Source organism: Citrobacter sedlakii NBRC 105722 (assembly GCF_000759835.1).
Lineage (GTDB): Bacteria > Pseudomonadota > Gammaproteobacteria > Enterobacterales > Enterobacteriaceae > Citrobacter_A > Citrobacter_A sedlakii.
Window position 1 is genome coordinate 191471 of sequence record NZ_BBNB01000009.1, and the last position, 20956, is coordinate 212426.

Consider the following 20956-nt stretch of genomic DNA (forward strand, 5'->3'; position numbering starts at 1 on the left):
AGGCCCGGTAGGCGCCAGCGCCACCGGGTACTGTTTTACTCTGTGGCTGCCGCTTTCTTCGCCAGCCCATCCAGCAACTTCTGGTGGATACCGCCAAACCCGCCGTTGCTCATCACCAGAATGTGATCGCCCGGCTGCGCGGTTTTCACGACCATCTCCGCCAGCGCGTCAACGTCTCCGCTCCAGTGCGCAGGCTGTACGCAGGCCTCCGCCACTTCAGCCACCTGCCACGGAATATGCGGCGGCTGTAGCAGATACACCTCATCGGCGCGGCCTAATGACGGCGCCAGATCGTCCTTGCACAGTCCCATTTTCATGGTATTGGAACGCGGTTCCAGCACGGCGATAATGCGCGCGGTGCCGCCCACTTTGCCGCGCAGCGCGGCAAGGGTCGCCAGGATCGCGGTCGGGTGATGGGCAAAATCATCATAGACGGTCACACCGTTCGCTTCGCCACGCAGTTCCAGACGACGGCGGGCGTTAATAAACGACCCCAGCGCCGTTGCGGCATCCGCAGGCTGAACGCCGACATGACGCGCAGCGGCAATCGCCATCAGGCCGTTGTGCATGTTGTGCTCGCCCACCAGCGACCACTTCACTTCGCCCACTTTTTCACCATCCAGCCACACTTCCCACTCAGAGGCATCGACGTTCAGCTTCTTCGCCTGCCAGTGGCCCTGCTCGCCCACCAGCTCCTGCTCGCTCCAGCAGCCCATCACCAGCGTCTGCTTGAGGTTAATATCGTGTTCCGGCCAGATAATCCGTCCCTGGCCCGGTACGATGCGCACCAGGTGGTGGAACTGTTTCTGGATCGCTTTCAGATCGTCAAAAATATCCGCGTGATCGAACTCCAGGTTATTGAGGATTAGCGTGCGCGGGCAGTAATGAACAAACTTGGAGCGCTTGTCGAAAAAGGCGCAGTCGTATTCGTCGGCTTCAATCACGAAGAAATCGCTTTCGCCCAGACGCGCTGAGACCTCGAAGTTGCCCGGAACGCCGCCAATCACAAAGCCAGGCTTGTAGCCACAGGCTTCCAAGATCCAGGTCGCCATGCCAGCAGTGGTGGTTTTACCGTGTGTGCCCGCCACGGCCAGCACCCAGCGGTCGCGCAGGACAAAATCATGCAGCCACTGCGGGCCGGACATGTACGGGATGTTTTTTTCCAGCACCGCTTCAACGCACGGGTTCCCACGCGTCATGGCGTTGCCAATGATCACCAGATCAGGCTGTGGGTCGAGCTGACTGGCGTCATAACCCTGAATCAGATCAATACCTTGATTTTCAAGTAACGTGCTCATCGGCGGATACACATTGGCGTCCGAACCTGTTACTTCATGACCAAGTGAGCGCGCCAGCATCGCCAGGCCGCCCATGAAGGTGCCACAAATTCCCAAAATATGAATGCGCATACGTCACTATCCTTTTTTAATCTGCGGGCCATTTTACGCATATGTCAGGCAAGTGAGAAACGCATTTCAGGATAATCCGTACTTTGCTGGCGCGATTCACCTGAGCGCAGCCCCTGAAATATTTGTTAAGATTGTTACGGTCGCTTTACTCCATATCAATTGCAGGGAAAGTGTTATGAAAACGTTAGGTGAATTTATTGTCGAAAAGCAGCACGAGTTCTCTCATGCTACCGGTGAGCTCACTGCTTTGCTGTCGGCAATAAAGCTGGGCGCCAAGATCATCCACCGCGATATCAACAAGGCCGGTCTGGTCGATATCCTGGGTGCCAGCGGTGCTGAGAACGTGCAGGGCGAGGTTCAGCAGAAACTCGATCTGTTCGCGAACGAGAAACTGAAAGCTGCACTCAAGGCGCGCGATATTGTCGCGGGCATCGCCTCTGAAGAAGAAGACGAAATCGTCGTTTTTGAAGGCTGTGAACACGCGAAGTATGTCGTACTGATGGACCCTCTGGATGGCTCGTCCAACATCGATGTTAACGTCTCTGTCGGAACCATTTTCTCTATTTATCGTCGCGTGACCCCGGTTGGTACGCCGGTGACGGAAGAAGACTTCCTGCAGCCAGGCAACAAGCAGGTTGCCGCAGGCTACGTGGTGTACGGTTCTTCCACCATGCTGGTGTACACCACCGGCTGCGGCGTACATGCCTTTACTTACGATCCGTCGCTGGGCGTGTTCTGTCTGAGCCAGGAACGCATGCGCTTCCCGCAGAAAGGCAAAACTTACTCCATCAACGAAGGCAATTACATCAAGTTTCCGAATGGTGTTAAGAAGTACATCAAATTCTGTCAGGAAGAAGATAAGCCGACCAATCGTCCTTACACCTCGCGCTACATTGGCTCACTGGTGGCGGACTTCCACCGCAACCTGCTGAAAGGCGGGATCTACCTCTACCCAAGCACCGCCAGCCATCCGGAAGGGAAGTTGCGCCTGCTGTATGAGTGCAACCCGATGGCGTTCCTCGCCGAGCAGGCGGGCGGTAAAGCCAGCGACGGGAAAGAGCGTATTCTGGATATCATTCCGGAAAGCCTGCACCAGCGTCGTTCGTTCTTCGTCGGTAACGATCATATGGTTGACGACGTTGAGCGCTTTATTCGTGAGTACCCGGACGCATAAAGATGACAGACGGCATGCGCAGGCCGGATAAGGCGAAACCGCTATCCGACCTGCGTTTTGCCGTTACGCCGTCTGCAGTTTAAAGGTCGCCATCGCGTCGATTAAGGCCTGAGACTGCGCTTCCAGCGAGCGGGTGGCCGCAGAGGACTGCTGCACCAACGCCGCGTTTTGCTGCGCGGTTTCATCCATCTGGCTAACCGCGATATTAACCTGCTCAATGCCGCGGCTCTGCTCCTGTGACGCGCTGGCGATTTCCCGCATTAGCGTCGTCATGCGCATCACTTCGCTGGCGATCTCATCCATCGTTTCGCCCGCCTGCATGGCCAGATCGCTGCCTTCGTTCACCTGCGCCTGAGAATCGCCGATAAGCATACGGATCTCTTTCGCCGCCTCGGCGCTGCGGCTCGCCAGGTTACGCACCTCGCCTGCCACCACGGCAAAACCGCGCCCCTGCTCCCCGGCCCGCGCCGCTTCAACGGAGGCGTTCAACGCCAGGATATTGGTCTGGAAAGCAATGCCGTCGATCACGCCAAGAATATCGGCGATCCGGTGTGAACTGCCGGAAATATCGCGCATTTTCTCAATGACATAACAGACCATTTCGCTACCGCGGTCGGCGGTGTCAGAAACAGACTTTGCCAGCCGGTGCGCCTGGTCGGCGTTTTCCGCATTCTGCTTCACCGTCGCGGTAAGCTCTTCCATGCTGGCGGCAGTTTGCTCCAGCGATGTCGCCGTCGATTCAGTACGCGAAGCGAGATGCAGATTGCCGGCGGTCAGCTCACGACTGCCGGTGTCAATTTGCGCGCTGGCATCACGGACGCGCCTGACGGATTCACTCAGCGCCACGCGCATCCCGGCAAGCGCCGACTGTAGACGATTGAACTCGGCGCTGGCATAACGACTTTCAACAGACGATAAATCCCCCGTTGCCAGACGCTCCAGTTGCTCAACCGCGTTATCAAGCGGCTTCAGGAGTTGGTTACGCAGCAGCAACCAGACCACCATCAGCAGCGCAATGGCAGTCAGCGTCGCGCCGGTCATGATCCCATAGTAGAACCAGGAAGTGATGATTCGGGTGGAGGCGTACATCCCCATACTGCCCGTCAGCAGCAACAGCAGGGTAATCAGCGACAATAAAACCAGCAGGGAAAGTCGTAGGGAGAGGGATTTTGGCATCGTTATTTTCCGGTTGAAGTCTGTACAGAAACTATCGACAACAACCGGAAAAAGTTTAGGTGATTACGCGATGCCTGCGTTTCACTTTGGTAAGACCGAGGGGGATATTCTGCGTACCGGCGCGTTTTGCCGGTTCTCCCACAGCACCGTCAGGCCGCGCTGTAACGCGATGAAGATAAATAACAGGATCCCGATGGCGATTTTCGTCCACCACGAACTGAGCGTGCCGTCGAAATTAATATAGGTCTGAATCAGCCCCTGAATAGCCACGCCAAACAGCGTACCGAGCACTGTGCCGACGCCGCCGCTCAGCAGCGTGCCGCCAATGACCACCGAAGCGATCGCGTCCAGCTCCACGCCAACGCCCGCCAGCGCGTAACCGGCCTGGGTATAGACAGAAAAAACGATTCCGGCGAGCGTCGCCAACCCGGTGGACAGCATATAGATGCGAATGGTGGTGCTGCGCGTTGAAATGCCCATCAGGTTTGCCGAGGTCGCGTTGCCGCCAATGGCGTACACCTGATTCCCAAACCGCGTGCGGTGAGCCAGAAAAATGCCTGTCACCACCACCGCCAACATCAGCAGACCCATTGCGCTCAAACGCCCGCCGCCGGGGATCTTCCACGCCAGGCTGGAAAGGGTATCGTAAACAGGATGGTCAATCGGAATCGACTCTTCAGACACCAGATAGCTGACTCCGCGCAGAAAGAACATCCCGGCAAGGGTGATGATAAACGCCGGGATCTTCAGCGCGTCAATCAGTAATCCCATAAACGCGCCGAAGGCGCAGCCCATCGCCAGCACCAGTGGAAACGCCAGCAACGGCGACACGCCCCAATAACCAATGGCTTTCGCCAGAAATACGCCAGTGAAGGCGATCACCGAACCGACAGAAAGATCGATACCGCCGGAGAGGATCACAAAGGTCATCCCTACGGCGATGATGCCGAGAAAGGCGTTGTCAGTGAGAATATTGCAGATCACCCGCGTGGAGGCGAAGCCGGGAAACTGGGTCAGGCAGTACAAATAGCCCAGCACAAAAACCCCGAGGGTGATCATCAGCGGTAGGTTACGTTTTATCACGACCACGCACTCCTTTTAGCAAACTGATAAAGCGCTGCGACTGGACAATCAGCACGCACAGCACCACGACGGCTTTGACGACCTGATTCATTTCCGGCGGGAATCCGGACAGTAAAATGCCGGTGTTCATGCCCTGAATGATCAGCGCCCCCACCACCGACAAAAACAGGTTGAAGCGTCCGCCCATCAGCGAGCCGCCGCCGATAACCACCGCCAGAATGGCGTCCAGCTCCAGCCATAGCCCGGCGTTGTTGGCGTCGGCGCCGCGTATATCCGCCGCAACGATGATCCCGGCAATCGCCGCGCACAGCCCGCTGAGCACATAGGTGAGCATGACGATGATCCGTGTATTCACGCCGGCGTTTTTGGCCGCGCGAATGTTAATGCCTACCGCTTCAATAAACATACCGAGTGCGGTTTTACGGGTCAGCAACCAGAACAGCAGCAGAGTGATCAACGCCACGATCACCGGCGTCGGAAACAGCAGCAGGGATCCGCTGCCAAACCAGGAGAGCGCAGGCGAGCTAAAGGTGACGATCTGTCCGGAGGTGATCAACTGCGCGACGCCGCGCCCGGCCACCATCAGGATCAGGGTGGCGACAAACGGCTGGATTTTCAGGATCGCCACCAGGACACCGTTCCATAATCCGGCTAGGATCCCCGAGCCAAGCGCGGCGAGCAACACCACCGGCAGGCTGTGTCCGGCGACGGTCATGGCCGCGGTGGTGGCCCCCGCAATGGCCATCACCGCGCCGACAGAGAGATCGATGCCGCCGGTAGCGATCACCAGCGTCATACCGATCGCCAGCAGCGCCACAGGCGCGGCGCGATTGAGAATATCGACAGGGCTACCGAACAGACGGCCATCCTGCAGGACAATCTGGTAAAAATGCGGCGCAACCAGACTGTCCACCAGCAGCACCAGCAGGAGCGCTATCAGCTGCGGCGTCCCGGTCGGCCAGCGAAAGCGTCGCTTTGGCGAGGTGCTTTGCGGGAGAGATTGAGGCATCACAAAAGTCTCCTTACGCCGCGATGGCGTTCATGATCGCCGGAACAGAGAGTTCAGCCAGGGGGATCTCCGCCACCTGTTTTCGGTCGCGCATAATGATGACCCGATCCGCATAACCGACCAGTTCCTCCAGCTCCGAAGAAATCACCAGCAGCGCCAGACCGTCGGCGCAAAGGGTTTCGATCAGCCGGATGATCTCGGCATGCGCGCCGACGTCAATCCCGCGGGTGGGTTCGTCGAGGATCAGGAACTGCGGTTTGGTCAGCAACCAGCGCGACAGCAGCACCTTCTGCTGATTGCCGCCGGAAAGAAACTCAATCGGCTGTTCCGCGCTGGGCGTGCGTATACCAAGCTGGCGAATGAAACGCGCCGCAATGTCGTTTTGCTCCTTGCGCGGGATCGGCCTCAGCCAGCCGCGCTGAGCCTGGAGCGCCAGAATGATATTTTCCCGTACCGATGCGGCGGCAATGATACCGTCGGTTTTCCGATCCTCCGGACAAAACCCGATCCCCAGGCAGGATGCCTGATGCGGCGATCGCAGAGCGTGCGGTTTGCCTTTGATCTGCGCGCTGCCGCTGTCTGCCGGCTTGATGCCAAAGATCACTTCCGCGGTTTCCGTCCGCCCGGAGCCTAACAGCCCCGCCAGACCGACGATCTCACCGGGGCGCACTTCCAGATCGAACGGGGCGATCGTCCCTTTCCTGCCATACCCTTTGAACGCAGCGATCGGTTTGTCGCTCAGCAAGGTGCGCCCCGCGCGCTGAAGCGCGTTGGTTTCCAGCTCGCGTCCCAGCATCATTTTCACCAGTTCGATCTGCGGCAGCTCGCGCGTTTCACGACAGCCAACAACGCTACCGTTACGTAAGACGGTGATCCTGTCGCTCACGTCGTAGACCTGATCGAGGAAATGGGTCACGAAGATCAGGCTGACGCCGTTGTCGCGCAAGCGGCGCATCAGACCAAACAACATCTCCACTTCCTGGGTGTCAAGGCTGGCGGTCGGCTCGTCGAGGATCAGCACTTTTGCAGAGAGATCGATAGCCCGGCAAATGGCGACGATCTGCTGCATTGCCACTGAAAAGCGGTTTAGCGGCTCGCGCACGTCGAGCGAGAAGCCGTAAGACGCCATTAGCGCCGAGGCGCGTGCTTCCATCTCCTTGCGCCGCAACAGGCCAAAACGCCGGGGCTCACGGCCAATAAACAGATTATCCGCCACCGACATGTTTGGCAGCAGGTTAACTTCCTGATACACCGTACCAATGCCCAATTGCTGTGCATGGGCGGTATTCCGGGGTGAGATCGCACGGCCTTCCAGAAATATCGTACCGCGATCGGCGTGATATACCCCGGTCAGCGCTTTGATCAGCGTCGATTTCCCCGCGCCGTTTTCCCCCAGCAGCGCCATGATTTCGCCGCGCCGTAGCGTGAAGTCGACGTTATCCAGCGCTTTGACGCCAGGGAAGAATTTACTCAAGCCCTCGGTACGGAGGATCGCCTGGTGTTGAGCAGTGGTCATGGTTCCTCCGGTACATTCTGAACCCGCTTTACCGTAGGCCGGGTCAGCGTCGCGCCACCCGGCCTTGTCAAACAATCAGTAGCCCATATTTTTCTTCTTCTCTAACTCTTCTTTCGCGGTATCCGGCAGATAAAGCGTCGATTTGGTGATGGTCACTTTTTCCGGCATCGTGCCGTCTTTCTTGAACTTCTCGAGCGCGTCGAAAGCCGGACCCGCCATGTTTGGCGTCAGTTCAACGCTGGCGTTGGCATCACCGTCAATCATCGCTTTGAAGATGTCGGGCACGCCGTCGATGGAACCGGTGAGAATGTCTTTCCCTGGCTTCAGTCCCGCCTCTTTTATCGCCTGAATGGCGCCAATCGCCATATCATCGTTGTGGGCGTAAACCATGCAGATGTTCTTGCCGTTGTTTTCCGCTTTGATAAAGCTTTCCATCACCTCTTTACCTTTACTGCGGGTAAAGTCGCCAGACTGGGAACGGATAATTTTGATGTTTGGCGCATTGGCGATGGCTTCTGCAAAGCCTTTCTTACGGTCGATAGCCACGCTGGCGCCGACTGTTCCCTGCAACTCAACCACGTTACACGGCTTACCGTTCACCTCTTTGATCAGCCAGTCGCCTATCAGTTTGCCTTCAAGGACGTTGTCGGCGGTCACCGTCGTCATATAGAGAGATTTGTCTTTGACATCGATGGAGCGGTCGAGCAGAAAGACCGGAATTTCCGCGTCCTTCGCTTCCTTCAGCACCGGTTCCCACCCTGTCGCAACCACCGGCGCAATGAAGATAGCGTCAACCCCTTGCGCCACGAACGAGCGCACTGCTTTAATCTGGTTTTCCTGCTTCTGCTGGCCGTCGGCGATCTTCAGCGTAATCCCCCGCTTTTCGGCCTCGCTTTTCGCCACGTTGGTCTCGGCGGCGCGCCAGCCGGACTCTGAGCCGACCTGCGAAAATCCTACGGTTAAGGGGGCGGCCATCGCCATAGACGACATGGCTGCCGAAACTGCTGTGACTAAAAGTAAGCGCTTCCACATAACTGTGTCCTCGTAGGGTGAGTTTTTGTTGGTTAAGAAACAGTCGCGAAAAAACTATAGACAATCGAATATGTAACGAATTGCGTTACATCACACTTCAAAAAAGTAAATAGAACGTTAATCACAAGTTTGTAATCGCTTTCATTTACCTATGAAAAAAGCGGCTGAAGATATGGATTTTCCTGTCATGCGAGCGCGCTAAAAAGGCCATGCGGGAGGGAGGTAAAAACAAAATCAGGCGAAGACATTCGGCGCGAGATAGCTATAATACTTGCCACTTGTTTACGACACAGTTAAAGGAAACAGACATGAGCTTACTCAACGTACCTGCGGGTAAAGAGCTGCCGGAAGATATCTATGTAGTGATTGAGATCCCGGCTAACGCAGATCCGATCAAATACGAAGTCGACAAAGAGAGCGGCGCGCTGTTCGTTGACCGCTTCATGTCCACCGCGATGTTCTATCCGTGCAACTACGGCTACATCAACCACACCCTGTCTCTGGACGGTGACCCGGTTGACGTACTGGTCCCAACGCCGTACCCGCTGCAGCCGGGCTCTGTGATCCGCTGCCGTCCGGTTGGCGTGCTGAAAATGACCGACGAATCCGGTGAAGATGCGAAACTGGTTGCAGTGCCGCACACCAAGCTGAGCAAAGAGTACGATCACATTAAAGACGTGAACGACCTGCCGGAACTGCTGAAAGCGCAGATCACTCACTTCTTCGAGCACTACAAAGACCTCGAAAAAGGCAAATGGGTGAAAGTTGACGGCTGGGACAACGCCGAAGCCGCTAAAGCGGAAATCGTTGCTTCCTTCGAGCGCGCCGCGAAGAAATAAGTTCGTTACGCGATAAAAACCCTGAACGTCGGGCATCGGCGGATCAGGGTTTTTTTATGCCTGATGAAGCGCCTTAACCGGCCTAACTTCCCCTCTTTCACGATAGCCTGCGTCTTAATAACGCAACGTCGACCACCTCATCCCCAGCCATGCCTGTGCGACGGAGCTGTTTGGCGCAGAGAGCCCGCGTCCGTAAATGGTTGTTAGTATCCTCCCTGGATTTCTCCCTCTTCACAGTGAAGCGGAACGGAGAGAAAAGAAATGGCGTGATGGGATGACAAATAATGATGCGTAGCGCCTCGCAAAAAACAACGCCACCCGAAGGTGGCGTGCTCAATTCAGTACTGGTCTCTGTCTAACCAGTTACCGCTTTCGATCAGCGTTAATCCCGTCACCGGACGTTGGTACACATACATCCATGCACTTCCGTACGGCGTCTGGATCAACTGGCGTGCGTATTCGCCGCCCCGGGTGCGCAGGGCATCCAGTTCGGCCAGCGTGGCGTTATCAATACGATAAACTTCACCCTGTACTGTTCCGTTCCCGGGAACTGCGCCTGGATAGTGGCCCAGGCTGTACAACTGGTAGTTATCAATACTGTATTCGCCCAGCAACTGGGCGTTGGTCATCCAGTGGCTGTTGCCTTGTTTGGTTCGTAAACTGCCGTAGACAAATATTCGCATTGCTAAAACTCAAACTGATAGAGCAAATCCAGTGCCTGATCTACGCCAGACACGGCTTCCAGATATAGCTTAGGCATCAGGCGATAACGTAGCGTGAGCGTGGCTAAAGAGTCAAATATGCCCACACCGTATTTCACCTGTAGACCAGGCAATACATATCCGCTGACCACCACCTGGGATGAGTCCCCTACCCCCTGGGTGTCCAGCGCCAAATTGCTTACGCCAAATGTCTCCCCGATTTTACCCACAACCTGACCACTTTGTGCAACCCCCAGGCCAATGAGCATGGAGGTCATCGCTGCGCTGTCGCTTTGATCGCTGTCCAGTCCCTGTCCGCGCAGCAGATAAGAGAGCGCCATTTGCTGTGACATGGCCGGATCAGAGAAGATCTCCGCCTTCGGTTCATCCGCCGATCCGGTGACGCGAACGCCAGCGATTACATCATCTTCGGTCGCTTCCGGGTTACGAATCGCTTCGATATTGAGTAAAGGCTGATCCGGCGGGCCAGAGAAGAGCAGTTCGCCCTTACGCACTATCAGATCCTGCCCGTAGGCGTGGAAGCGGCCTTCCGGAATATTAATCTGTCCGTTAAGCCCCAGTCCCTGTTTATCCTGCGCCACTTTCAAATCGCCCGTCAGACGGGCTTTCAGGCCAAACGCGTCCATCCGCACGTTGTTGCCGACGTGGACGATCAGGTTGCTGTTGATCGGGATCCCGGCGGTCTGCGGTTCTTCAGGCTGTAACTGATCGTTGAGCATGACTTCGTCGCTGGAGACGCCCACTGCGCTTTCCGGCAACTCATGCACCACAATGCGCGCCCACGGCACGTCGACACGACCGTCGAGGGTGAATAAGCTCGGCGTCGCTTCAAACACCACGTCCGGCGAGACGTCCAGCCGTACCATTGGCGGTACGGTAATGCGCACCCGGCTGCCTTTCGCCGCAACCCGCGCGCGCCAGTTGTCGATCTGGCTCCAGTCTGCGTCACCGCTGAGGTTTATCTGCCCCTGCTGAGTACGTACTTCCCCGGTCAGGGTCGAGCGCGTACCGTTAAAATTCATCGCCAGCTGACTTGGCTGCATGTCAAACGGCATAAAGTTGCCGTCGATATCCAGACCGCTTAGCTGGAGCTGACCAAACATCTGCGGCCCCTGGACATCGCCGCCGAGACGCAGGTTCGCGTTCAGCATCCCCGCCGCTTTTTCACCGCGGGCAAAGATCGGGTTCACCATCGCCAGATTGAGGTTGCGGATGTTCACATTGCCGCCGAGATTACGTCGCCCCTGCGGATCGGTCACCTGCACCTGACCGTCAAGCTGTCCGTTATTGGTCAGGCGAATCAGCCAGCCCAGTTCCGCGCGATTGTTATGCAGATCGGCGCTGACGTTCAGCGTGTCAAACGCCAGCGGCAGCGGCCCGTCGTTAACCGTCTGCGTCACCTTCACGTTACGTCCGGAAAGCGTCACGTTGCCCTGCGGCAGCCCCTCTTTGGTGGTGTCCCACGCCACGTCAGCCTTCCCGGTAAAAACGCCGCTGGCCTGAGTGGTCTCTGGAATAAACGGCTTCAGCATCGCCAGATCGAAGCGGTTGAGATTCACCACCGCCCGGCCTTCCGCCCCGGCGTCAATGGTTTGCGGCACACACAGTTCAGCGTTCGGGTTCGTCCAGCAATGTGGCCCAATGCTGATTTTCTGCTCCTGGTTGCGGTAATCCAGTGCGATGGCGCGGGTCAGCGACCACGGCCCCACCGGCGTCTGGAAGCGGGTATTGCTGAGGGTACCTTTCCAGCGCATCTCTTTTCGGTCAAAGCTACCGGCCAGATCGAGCTGTCCGGAAACCGGCTCGCCCTGAACCCGCAGCTGCAACTGGTGCTGCTTCTCGCTGCCTTTCGCGTTCAGCGTGACAAGATTGATATTCACATCCGGCTGCGAGATTCGTTCTACCCTGACATCAAGCTGTCCGGCAATCTGGTCGGTGGATTTGATATCTCCTTCTACCCGCACCTGGGCCACGGAGAGTTCCTGCCAGCGTAGGCCGCGGGCGGTGATATCCGCCAGCAGTTGCGGCGCATCGACCGTGCCGCGCACCTTTAACAGGCCTTTCGCCGTACCGCCTAATCCCGGCAGTGCGTTATCCAGCCCCGGCGCGTCAATGGTGGCGTCCAGATTCAGCTCTTTGACGCCCAGCTCGCCTTTCACATCCGCGCTGTTCGCCCCCAGTTCCAGATGCAGTCCTGGAATGATCCACTGCATGTAACTGTTGCCCTTCAGCGAGCCGTTAACGTTAACCTTGTTCTGCTTAACGTTGCCTGTCAGCTTCAGCTCCGGCACCTCCATCTGCCACGTGCCGCCATACAGGCTGCCGCGGGTTTTGACCAGACCATTGAGCCTCGAGGGCCAGTCCGGCACCTCTTTGGCGGTGTTAATGCCATCCAGCGTCAGTTCACCGCGCCAGCTGATCGCCTGCTGCCAGTCCACCAGCGCTTTCAGCTCGGTTTTCCCTTCCAGCGCGGCGACGGTCAGCTTGTTGAGGTTAATCTGCTGTTCGTTGCCTTTCGCATCCAGAGTGATGGTCGCCGGGGGAATATCCTGACCTTTCACCGCCGTGCGCATCGACAGCGTGTAGTCGGTCATTTTGCCGGTGAGTTTGAGCCGGATATCATCGGCCTGGAACTGCTTATCGCCGGTAAACGGCCAGTAAACCTGCTTACTGACCACGTCCAGATTGAGCGGCAGCCCGGCCTCCGCCAGCCGCGTCTGCGCCCGCAGATCCACATCCACCGGACCGGAGAGATTCACGCCGACTTCCAGCTGTTCGCGCAGCGCGCCGCCCACCTTTAGCGTGATCTTCTCGCCCTTCAGCGGCTCCACGTTCAGCGTGCTGTTGAGGGTCATATCCACTGGCCAGTTATGGCTTAACTGTGCCGTACCGGTCGCATTTATCGTCCCCTGACTGGAATCGATATCCAGCGCGTCCAGCTTCATATTGCCGTCAATGCTACTGACCTTCAGCAGCAGGCTAAAGACCGTCAGATCGGTATCGCCCGTAAGACGCAACTGCTCGCCTTTAAACGCTTCGATATTAAGATTCAGCGGCAGGTGAACGTCGGTCATTTCCGGCAGCACCGGCCTGGAGAACAGATCCTTGAGCGTTTCGCCGAGCGGTTTTTCGTCCGGCTGCGGATTCTGGATCTTCGGTTCCACGACCTCTTCTTGCGCCACGTCCGCCACTTTCGGCAGCGCGATCAACAGCCCCTGTAATGAGGTGGGCTTCAGGGTCAGATTTTTTTCCTGCCAGTTCAGGCCTGAGGTGAAATCCATTACCGAAACGGTGGTGTCGTCAATTTTAATATTGACGTTTTCCAGCGCGACGCGAGAAAGGGTGATGGGATAGGGCGTGGAGAGATTCAGCGGGCCGCTGTCTTCCTCTTCCTCTACCTGTTCCGCGGGCGGCATCTTTTTGCTGTCAATGACGACGTTGATGTCCTTGAGCGACAGATCGTTGACGCACAGACTGCTGTTCCACAGGCAGTCCAGCCCCACGGCCAGATGCACTTCGCCGGCATTCACCGCCACGCCCGGCTGGTCGTAACGGATATTTTTCAATGACAGGTCACGCCAGCCGCCGGTCACCTGGCCGATTTCCAGCCCCGGCACCCAGCGGTTCGCCGCGTTGAACACCAGATGCAGACCGGTGGTGGTGCCCACCAGAAACCCGACGGTTGCCAGCAGCAGCAGGATAAAAATCAGTACGCCGAGGCTTATCTTCTTCCATAAACTCATAATTCAGGCCCCAGACCGATGTAAAACTGTAAACCATGCTCGTCTTTGTCGCCGATCGGCGCGGCGATATCGAGCTTGATCGGCCCGACCGGCGACTGCCAGCGCACGCCAACCCCGGCGCCGGTTTTGAAGTCGCTTCTGCGGATATCGCTGACCGCTTCGCCGCTGTCGACAAACATCGCGCCCCACCATTTTCCGCTGACGTTATACTGATATTCCAGCGAGCCGGTTGCCAGCTTTGACGCCCCTTTCAGGTCGCCATTGCTGTCTTTCGGCGAGATCGATTTATATTTGTAGCCGCGAATACTGCGGTCGCCCCCGGCGAAGAAGCGGAGATCCGGCGGCACTTTGTCAAAGTCGCCGGTCTCAATCCAGCCGAGATTGCCGCGCATCACGAAACGGTGGCGATCGTACAAGGTGCGGATCCAGACGTTTTGCGCCTGGATCACCGAGAAATCGACATCTGATCCCCAGGCGGTGTTGGAGTAGTGAATCGAATAGCGCTGCGAGTCGCCCCACGTCGGCATCAGGCCGCCGCGCGAGCGGGTACGGCTTATCATCACCCCCGGATACAGCAGCATGGTGGTATTGGTCACTTCGCCCTGGGTAAAGTGGTCGAGACTCCAGCGCAGGTTTATCGCCCGCTGCCAGCCGCTGGAAAGATCCCAGTAGCGCGAAAGCGCAAGCGTGGTGGAATCCTGTTCGGTATCGTTGAGATCGGTACGCTTAAAGCCGCCCTGCACCAGGTAATACTGCTCCAGCGGATTCTTTAAGAGCGGGATTTTGTAGCTGAAATCCAGCACCTGTTCGGGGGCGGAGATGCTGGCGCTGGTGGTCAGGCTGTGCCCGTACGAGTTCATCCACGGTTTTTTCCACGTCGCCTTTACCCGCGGGCCGACGTCAGTGGAATAGCCCACCCCGGTTTCGATGGTGTTTTCGGTGCGCGGCGAAACCACGCCCTTTAGCGGCAGCACTTTGGTCTGGCGCGCTTTGTCGAATTCCGGCGCAACGACCACCGAGTTGAACCATCCGGTCGCCGAGAGACGACGGTTTAACTCGCCGAGATCTTTTGATTCATACTGGTCCCCCTCTTTAAACGGCACCAGATTTTGCAGATACTCATCGCGGATCTGCGAACCTTCGAAAGTGACATGACCAAAGCGGTAGCGCTCGCCGCTGTTGTAGTCGATATCCCAGAAAGCCTGATGGCGGTCGAGCGCGACGCCCAACTGGCTCTTATTAAATTCGCTGTCGAAATACCCTTTACGTAGCGCCACGCTGGTGAGGGACTTTTTAAAACTGTCGTAATCCCCGTGATTCAGCACCGTCCCGACTGCCGGACGCGTTTTCAGCAGATCCAGATAATCTCTGTCGGTACGCGCGCCGCCGCGTAAAATGACTTCGGTCCCGCCAATGCGCACCGGTTCACCCGGCGTGACCCTGGCGATCAGCACCTGACGCCCCTTTGCCGGCGGCGGACGCAGGTCAAAGTCGATCGTCGGCTCGTAGTAACCGAGCGCCTTTAGCCCCTCACGGATAGCATCATCCACGCGCGCGCGAAAACGCCGGTCCGGCGTCACTTCGTCGCTTTGAATTGTGGAGAGCTGCGCACGGACGTTTTTCTCCAGTTCTCCTGATAGCCCCTCGACCTGTAATCGGACGTTCGCGGCCCAGGCGGAACTGCTTAAGCACAGCAGGCTCACCCAGCATAACTGACGGATATGTGGCACTTTTTCTCCTGAATATCCCTTATTTCCACCCCTGGAAAACAACCATAATGCCGATCCACGGCTTAACAAAAACCCAACAACTGGGATTGAAAAACAGACGACAACCCAAATATTTCTTATGTTTAAGATAGACGTATTCGTAATGGATATTGTGTGCAAATACGCGTCTTGTTACAACCTTAACCCCAATTACTGATTATCGGGAGAACGGCACCATGAGTTTATTCGACAAAAAGCATCTGATTTCACCGTCAGAGGCGCTACCTGGACGCAATACCCCGATGCCGGTGGCGACGCTTCACGCCGTCAATGAACATTCAATGACGAACGTGCCCGAGGGGATGGAAGTCGCCCTTTTCGCCATGGGCTGCTTCTGGGGCGTTGAGCGCCTGTTCTGGCAGCTCCCTGGCGTTTACAGCACCGCGGCGGGGTATACCGGCGGCTATACGCCTAACCCGACCTACCGGGAAGTGTGTTCCGGCGAGACCGGCCACGCCGAAGCGGTACGCGTGGTGTATGACCCGAAAGTTATCAGCTACGAGCAGCTGTTACAGGTGTTCTGGGAAAACCACGATCCGGCGCAAGGTATGCGTCAGGGCAACGACCACGGCACCCAGTACCGTTCGGCCATTTATCCGCTGACGCCGGAGCAGGACGCCGCCGCGCGCGCCAGCCTTGCGCGTTTTCAGTCGGCGATGACCGCCTCCGGCGACGATCGCCACATCACAACGGAAATCAGCAACGCCACGCCGTTTTACTACGCCGAGGACGATCACCAGCAGTATCTGCACAAAAATCCGTACGGATACTGCGGCATCGGCGGGATTGGCATTTGTCTGCCGCCACAAGGGTAATCTATCGTGACACGGCCACGCGGGCGGCGTGGCGCGTGGCGCTAACCACCGTGCCCTTATCCAACACCTTGCCTTTCAGGCATAAATTGAATACCGGCGCGGATGGCCGGTTGAGCCGGTTTTGCAATAAATGCACGGCTTCCACCCCCAGCGCCCGACAGGGAATGGTGATGCAACTCACCGTTGCAATAACCTCCGCGTCCAGTCCCTCCACGCCGGTGGTCATGAGCGAGATCCCCTCCGGCATGCGAACGCCCGCTTTTTCCAGCACGCGCTGAATGCCCACCGACATCGGCGCACTCGCGCAAAAAATCACTTCCGGCCACGCCTCGCGTGGCGTAATGCGCAGCCAGTCGTCTATCGCCTGTTCCGCCTCCCCGGCGGTAAACCCTTCGGTGACCAGCAGATCCCGCTGTGAATCAAACGGGATCTGATACTGGCGATAGACCTCTTTAATGCCTTCCAGCCGCCAGTACATGGTTTCGCGCCGCAGGCTGGTGATGTGAAGTATGCGGCGGTGCCCCTGATCGAACAGATACTGCGCCGCAAGGTTGCCAATCGCCCGGTGATCCGGTGATACCGCGTCGAGTAGCCCCTCCCGATCCTGCGAATTCACCAGCACGCAGGGTTTATCCAGCGACTGCGCCAGTTTGTGGATGGTTGGATCGTCAATGCCGATCAGAATGATGGCGTTGATATTCTTATTGTTGGCTTTTTCCAGAAAGATTTTGATATCGGCGCGTTGCTCGTCCAACCCACACCAGGTGAGATACACATCGTGCGGCGCAACCGCGTCAGCGATGCCCCGCGTCACCTCCAGGTAAAAAGCGTCGCCCTGGGCGGTGAACGTTCGCTGGGGGGCAAAAACCACGATCCCGTTAATCAGCAGGCGACCGCTGGCGAGGGAGTCGAGCACGCCCAACTGGCGCGCGCAGTTCACTATCGCTTCACGCGCCTTGTTGCTGGTGTAAGACTTTCCGCTGAGTACCCGGGAAACGGTACTGACCGAGAAGCCGGTCAAGGCCGCAATTTCGTCCATTTTTAGCTTGCCTGACATTCTGTGACCCCGCTCGCAATGCATCTTTGCAAATTTTTGCAGATGTACCCCATTGATTCTAAAACGCCTTTTTGCTTCGCGGGCTAACTTCTTTTGTATCCTGCAAGCCCTCTCACAAAATCCCGTTGTCGACGTTTCAGCCGTTTTCTATGTTCCGCTTATCCCCCATCGCACTGAGTAAGGCCTGACATGAAAAAAGTACGCTTTGGCATTATTGGCGTCGGCAATATCGGCACCGTCCACGCCCGTTATCTGCTGGCAGGTAAGGTTGAAGAAGCCTGCCTGACCGCCGTTTGCGATAACAATCCCGACAAACATGCCGCCATCCGCCGTCTGACGGGCGAGTCGGTCGTTCTGTTCAGCGACGCGCGCGAGATGCTGGAAAGCGGTCTGATCGACGCGGTGATTGTCGCCACGCCGCATTACGATCATCCGGCGCTATCGATAATGGCAATGCGCCGGGGCATACACACCCTCTGCGAAAAACCCGCTGGCGTCTACACCGCGCAGGTTGAGGAAATGAACGCCTGCGCCCGCGAATGCGACGTGGTGTTTAGCATGATGTATAACCAGCGTCCCAATCCGCTGTACCAGAAAGTGAAAGATCTCATCGACAGCGGCGAACTGGGCGAACTGCGCCGCTCCAACTGGATCATCACCAACTGGTATCGCTCGCAGAGCTATTACAACTCCGGCGGCTGGCGCGCCACCTGGAAAGGCGAAGGCGGCGGCGTGCTGCTCAACCAGGATCCTCATCAGCTCGATCTCTGGCAGTGGCTGGTGGGAATGCCGGTGCGGATGCGCGCCTTTTGCCAGTTTGGTAAGCATCGCCAGATTGAGGTCGAAAACGAGGTCACCGCGTATGCGGAATACGCCAACGGCGCAACGGGGGTGTTTATTACCACCACCGCAGAAGCGCCGGGGACCAACCGGCTGGAGATCGCAGGCGATCGCGGCAAAGTGGTGGTGGAAGAAGGCCGCCTGCGCTTCTGGCGTTTGCGCGAATCAGAAACCGAGTTCAATGCCCGCTGGCAAAACGGCTTCGGCGAGCCGGAGTGCTGGGAAGTGACGATTCCCACCGCGGCGGAATGCAGCGAGCATGATGTGATTACCCGTAATTTCACCGCCGCTATCCTGCACGGCGAGCCGCTGATCGCCCCCGGTCTGGAGGGGATTCGCGGTCTCACGCTTTCTAACGCCATGCACCTGTCCACCTGGATCGATGACTGGGTCGCGTTTCCCTTTGACGAACAGCGCTACTACCAGTTGTTGCAAGAACGCATTGCGTCATCGGTAGAAAAACATGTCGCCAGCCGCACGCTGGACGCTTCCGGCACCTGGTAACGACGAGGAGGAAGGATGCTGAACGTTGCGATTGTTGGAACGGGGAATATTTCCCATAACCATATTCAGGGCTATCTGGCCTTTCCTGAACGCTGCCGGATCGTCGCGCTGGTGGATATCTATCCGGAGAAAGCCGAAGAGAAGAAAACCCGCTACGGGCTGGCTGAAGCGCAGGTGTTCGCCAGCCACGCCGCGCTGCTGGCGGCGGATCTGCATATCGATCTGGTGGACGTCTGTACGCCGCCTTACGTCCACGCGGAAATCGCCATTGATGCGCTGAATAACGGAAAGCATGTGCTGTGCGAAAAACCAATGGCGGCGTCGCTGGAGGAGTGCGACGCGATGATCGCCGCCCAACGGGCCAGCGGGAAAACCCTGTCGGTGATTGCGCAAAACCGCTTTACTGACGCGTTCTGGCGCTTAAAGGCGGCGGTGGACTCCGGCCTGGCAGGCAATATTTGCCATGCGCAGGTGGACTCCTTCTGGTGGCGCGGACACTGCTATTACGACCTCTGGTGGCGCGGCACCTGGGAAAAAGAGGGCGGCGGCTGCACGCTGAATCACGCGGTGCACCACATCGACGCCATCCAGTGGCTGCTCGGCTTTCCCAGCGAGGTGGTGGCGATGATGACCAACGTCGCCCACGATAACGCCGAAGTCGAAGACCTCAGCGCGGCGATTTTCAGATACCCCGGCGGCGCGCTGACGCAGTTGACCGCCTCGGTCGTTCATCACGGCGAAGATCAGAAGATTGTCATCCAGGGCGAAAAGGCGCGGATCTCCGCGCCGTGGAAAGTGTTCGCCAGTCAGTCCGCCGACAACGGCTTTCCGCAGCCGGAAAACAATCTTGCGCTGGAAGCGCGCCTGACCGCGCTGTTTCACGCCACACCCGCCCTCACATGGACCCTGCATACCGGGCAAATCGAAAACGTGTTAACCGCCATTGAACAACAAACCGCGCCGCTGGTGGACGGTGAGCAGGGGAAACGCTCACTGGAACTGATCGCCGCGATTTACAAATCGGCCATCACCCGTTCCGTGGTCACGCTGCCGGTTGCCCGCGACGATGCGTTTTATCGCACCGGCGGCCTGCTGGAGAAAGCCCCGCATTTTTATGAGAAATCCGCTTCCGTGAGCAATTTTGCCGAAGTGGGCGCAATCCCTCTGGGTAAAGACTTAGATTCAGGAGTAGAAGCATGAGCTTAAACGATGGAATGAACTATGCCCCGACCGGCAAACCGCAGCCGGTGGTCCAGCCTGGCGAGTTTATGATTGCCGCCGCCGCGCTCGATCACGGCCATATCTATGGCATGTGCAACGGGTTGATTGAGGCTGGCGCGACGCTGAAATGGGTATATGACCCCGACCCGCAGAAGGTGGCGGCGTTCGTGAAGCAGTACCCTCAGGCGCAGGTGGCTGACTCGCTGGACACGCTGCTCAATGACCCGGACATACAGCTGATCGCTGGCGCGGCGGTGCCCTCAGAGCGCTGTCCGCTGGGGCTGAAGGTGATGGCGGCCGGAAAAGATTACTTCACGGACAAAGCGCCGCTGACTACGCTCGGGCAACTGGAAGACGCCAAAGCGATGGTAGCCAAAACCGGACGAAAATATGCGGTGTACTACAGCGAACGCCTGCACGTCGAAAGCGCGGTCTTCGCCGGTGAGCTAGTGAAAAAAGGGGCGATAGGCCGGGTGGTGCAAACGCTCGGTACCGGCCCGCATCGCGAGGGCAGCGGGCGTCCGGACTGGTTCTACGACCGTCGCTATTTCGGCGGCATTCTCTGCGATATTGGCAGCCATCAGATCGAGCAGTTTCTGTTTTACACCGGCAACAGTAACGCTCAGGTTGTCGCCAGTCAGGTGCGTAACGTGAATCACCCACAGTATCCGTTGTTTGAAGATTTCGGCGACGCGATGCTGGCGGGCGATAACGGCGCCACAGGCTACTTTCGCTGCGACTGGTTCACCCCGGACGGCCTCTCTTCCTGGGGCGACGGACGCTTAACCCTGCTCGGTACTGAGGGCTATATCGAAATCCGTAAATATGTCGATATCACTCGCGGCGAGCAGGATGTGGTCTATCTGGTCAACAAAGAGGGCGAGTTCCGCTATCCCGTGGCGGGGAAAGTCGGCTTCCCCTACTTTGGCGAACTGATCCTCGACTGTCTGCATCGCAGCGAAAACGCCATGACCCAGGCGCACGCCTTTAAGGCCGCCGAGTTGTGCGTTAAAGCACAGATGCTGGCAAATGCGCGTGGATGACGGA

16 protein-coding genes are annotated in these 20956 nt (G+C 57.5%); 6 read left to right on the forward strand and 10 right to left on the reverse strand.

Annotated features, from left to right (window positions below; translation table 11 throughout):
• Positions 1-35 precede the first annotated feature (35 nt).
• Positions 36-1409, reverse strand: a complete 1374-nt coding sequence (gene mpl, locus CSE01S_RS13720) for a UDP-N-acetylmuramate:L-alanyl-gamma-D-glutamyl-meso-diaminopimelate ligase (RefSeq protein ID WP_042289460.1) — start codon at positions 1407-1409, stop codon at positions 36-38.
• Positions 1410-1584: 175 nt separating this feature from the next.
• On the opposite strand from mpl, the gene fbp reads away from it, so the two are divergent.
• Positions 1585-2583 carry a class 1 fructose-bisphosphatase gene (gene fbp / locus CSE01S_RS13725; protein ID WP_042289463.1) on the forward strand — a complete coding sequence of 333 codons (999 nt, stop codon included), beginning with the start codon at positions 1585-1587 and terminating at the stop codon, positions 2581-2583.
• Between the two features lie 63 nt (positions 2584-2646).
• Here the strand turns inward: fbp and CSE01S_RS13730 are convergent, their stop codons facing one another.
• The 5 genes from CSE01S_RS13730 to ytfQ all read right to left on the reverse strand — a co-directional run bounded on the left by CSE01S_RS13730 (position 2647) and on the right by ytfQ (position 8399).
• Positions 2647-3759 (reverse strand): methyl-accepting chemotaxis protein, encoded by a 1113-nt coding sequence (locus tag CSE01S_RS13730; RefSeq protein ID WP_084589017.1) that lies wholly within the window; start codon positions 3757-3759, stop codon positions 2647-2649.
• A gap of 81 nt (positions 3760-3840) precedes the next feature.
• Positions 3841-4842 (reverse strand): galactofuranose ABC transporter, permease protein YjfF, encoded by a 1002-nt coding sequence (yjfF, locus tag CSE01S_RS13735; protein WP_042289465.1) that lies wholly within the window; start codon positions 4840-4842, stop codon positions 3841-3843.
• Positions 4829-5851 (reverse strand): galactofuranose ABC transporter, ATP-binding protein YtfT, encoded by a 1023-nt coding sequence (ytfT, locus tag CSE01S_RS13740; RefSeq protein ID WP_042289468.1) that lies wholly within the window; start codon positions 5849-5851, stop codon positions 4829-4831. Before ytfT ends, yjfF begins: the two co-directional genes overlap by 14 nt.
• Before the next feature lie 13 nt (positions 5852-5864).
• Entirely contained in the window at positions 5865-7367 is a 1503-nt protein-coding gene (gene ytfR / locus CSE01S_RS13745; RefSeq protein ID WP_042289762.1) for a galactofuranose ABC transporter, ATP-binding protein YtfR, read from the reverse strand.
• Positions 7368-7442: 75 nt separating this feature from the next.
• Positions 7443-8399: a galactofuranose ABC transporter substrate-binding protein YtfQ gene (ytfQ, locus tag CSE01S_RS13750; protein WP_042289469.1), complete on the reverse strand. Its 957-nt coding sequence runs from the start codon at positions 8397-8399 to the stop codon at positions 7443-7445.
• 308 nt (positions 8400-8707) lie between these two features.
• On the opposite strand from ytfQ, the gene ppa reads away from it, so the two are divergent.
• On the forward strand, positions 8708-9238 hold the full coding sequence (gene ppa / locus CSE01S_RS13755) for an inorganic diphosphatase (RefSeq protein WP_042289473.1): 531 nt from the start codon (positions 8708-8710) through the stop codon (positions 9236-9238).
• 338 nt (positions 9239-9576) lie between these two features.
• On the opposite strand, the gene CSE01S_RS13760 is transcribed toward ppa, so the two are convergent.
• Genes CSE01S_RS13760 through tamA form a run of 3 tightly spaced genes read right to left on the reverse strand, consistent with a single transcriptional unit; the run spans position 9577 to position 15433 of the window.
• Entirely contained in the window at positions 9577-9921 is a 345-nt protein-coding gene (locus tag CSE01S_RS13760; protein ID WP_042289476.1) for a gamma-glutamylcyclotransferase family protein, read from the reverse strand.
• A 2-nt stretch (positions 9922-9923) separates the two neighbouring features.
• Complete coding sequence (gene tamB / locus CSE01S_RS13765) at positions 9924-13703, reverse strand: autotransporter assembly complex protein TamB (protein ID WP_042289478.1); 3780 nt, start codon at positions 13701-13703, stop codon at positions 9924-9926.
• Positions 13700-15433 (reverse strand): autotransporter assembly complex protein TamA, encoded by a 1734-nt coding sequence (gene tamA / locus CSE01S_RS13770; RefSeq protein WP_042289480.1) that lies wholly within the window; start codon positions 15431-15433, stop codon positions 13700-13702. The genes tamB and tamA overlap by 4 nt, the downstream gene beginning before the upstream one ends.
• 215 nt (positions 15434-15648) lie before the next feature.
• Between tamA and msrA the strand changes: the two genes are divergently transcribed.
• Positions 15649-16287, forward strand: coding sequence for a peptide-methionine (S)-S-oxide reductase MsrA (msrA, locus tag CSE01S_RS13775; RefSeq protein ID WP_042289483.1), 639 nt, complete (start codon positions 15649-15651; stop codon positions 16285-16287).
• Position 16288: 1 nt separating this feature from the next.
• On the opposite strand, the gene CSE01S_RS13780 is transcribed toward msrA, so the two are convergent.
• Positions 16289-17344, reverse strand: coding sequence for a LacI family DNA-binding transcriptional regulator (locus tag CSE01S_RS13780; protein WP_042289486.1), 1056 nt, complete (start codon positions 17342-17344; stop codon positions 16289-16291).
• Positions 17345-17533: 189 nt separating this feature from the next.
• Between CSE01S_RS13780 and CSE01S_RS13785 the strand changes: the two genes are divergently transcribed.
• Genes CSE01S_RS13785 through CSE01S_RS13795 form a run of 3 tightly spaced genes read left to right on the forward strand, consistent with a single transcriptional unit; the run spans position 17534 to position 20952 of the window.
• On the forward strand, positions 17534-18688 hold the full coding sequence (locus tag CSE01S_RS13785; protein WP_042289489.1) for a Gfo/Idh/MocA family protein: 1155 nt from the start codon (positions 17534-17536) through the stop codon (positions 18686-18688).
• A gap of 15 nt (positions 18689-18703) precedes the next feature.
• Positions 18704-19888: a Gfo/Idh/MocA family protein gene (locus CSE01S_RS13790; protein ID WP_042289491.1), complete on the forward strand. Its 1185-nt coding sequence runs from the start codon at positions 18704-18706 to the stop codon at positions 19886-19888.
• On the forward strand, positions 19885-20952 hold the full coding sequence (locus tag CSE01S_RS13795) for a Gfo/Idh/MocA family protein (protein WP_042289492.1): 1068 nt from the start codon (positions 19885-19887) through the stop codon (positions 20950-20952). The genes CSE01S_RS13790 and CSE01S_RS13795 overlap by 4 nt, the downstream gene beginning before the upstream one ends.
• Positions 20953-20956 lie beyond the last annotated feature (4 nt).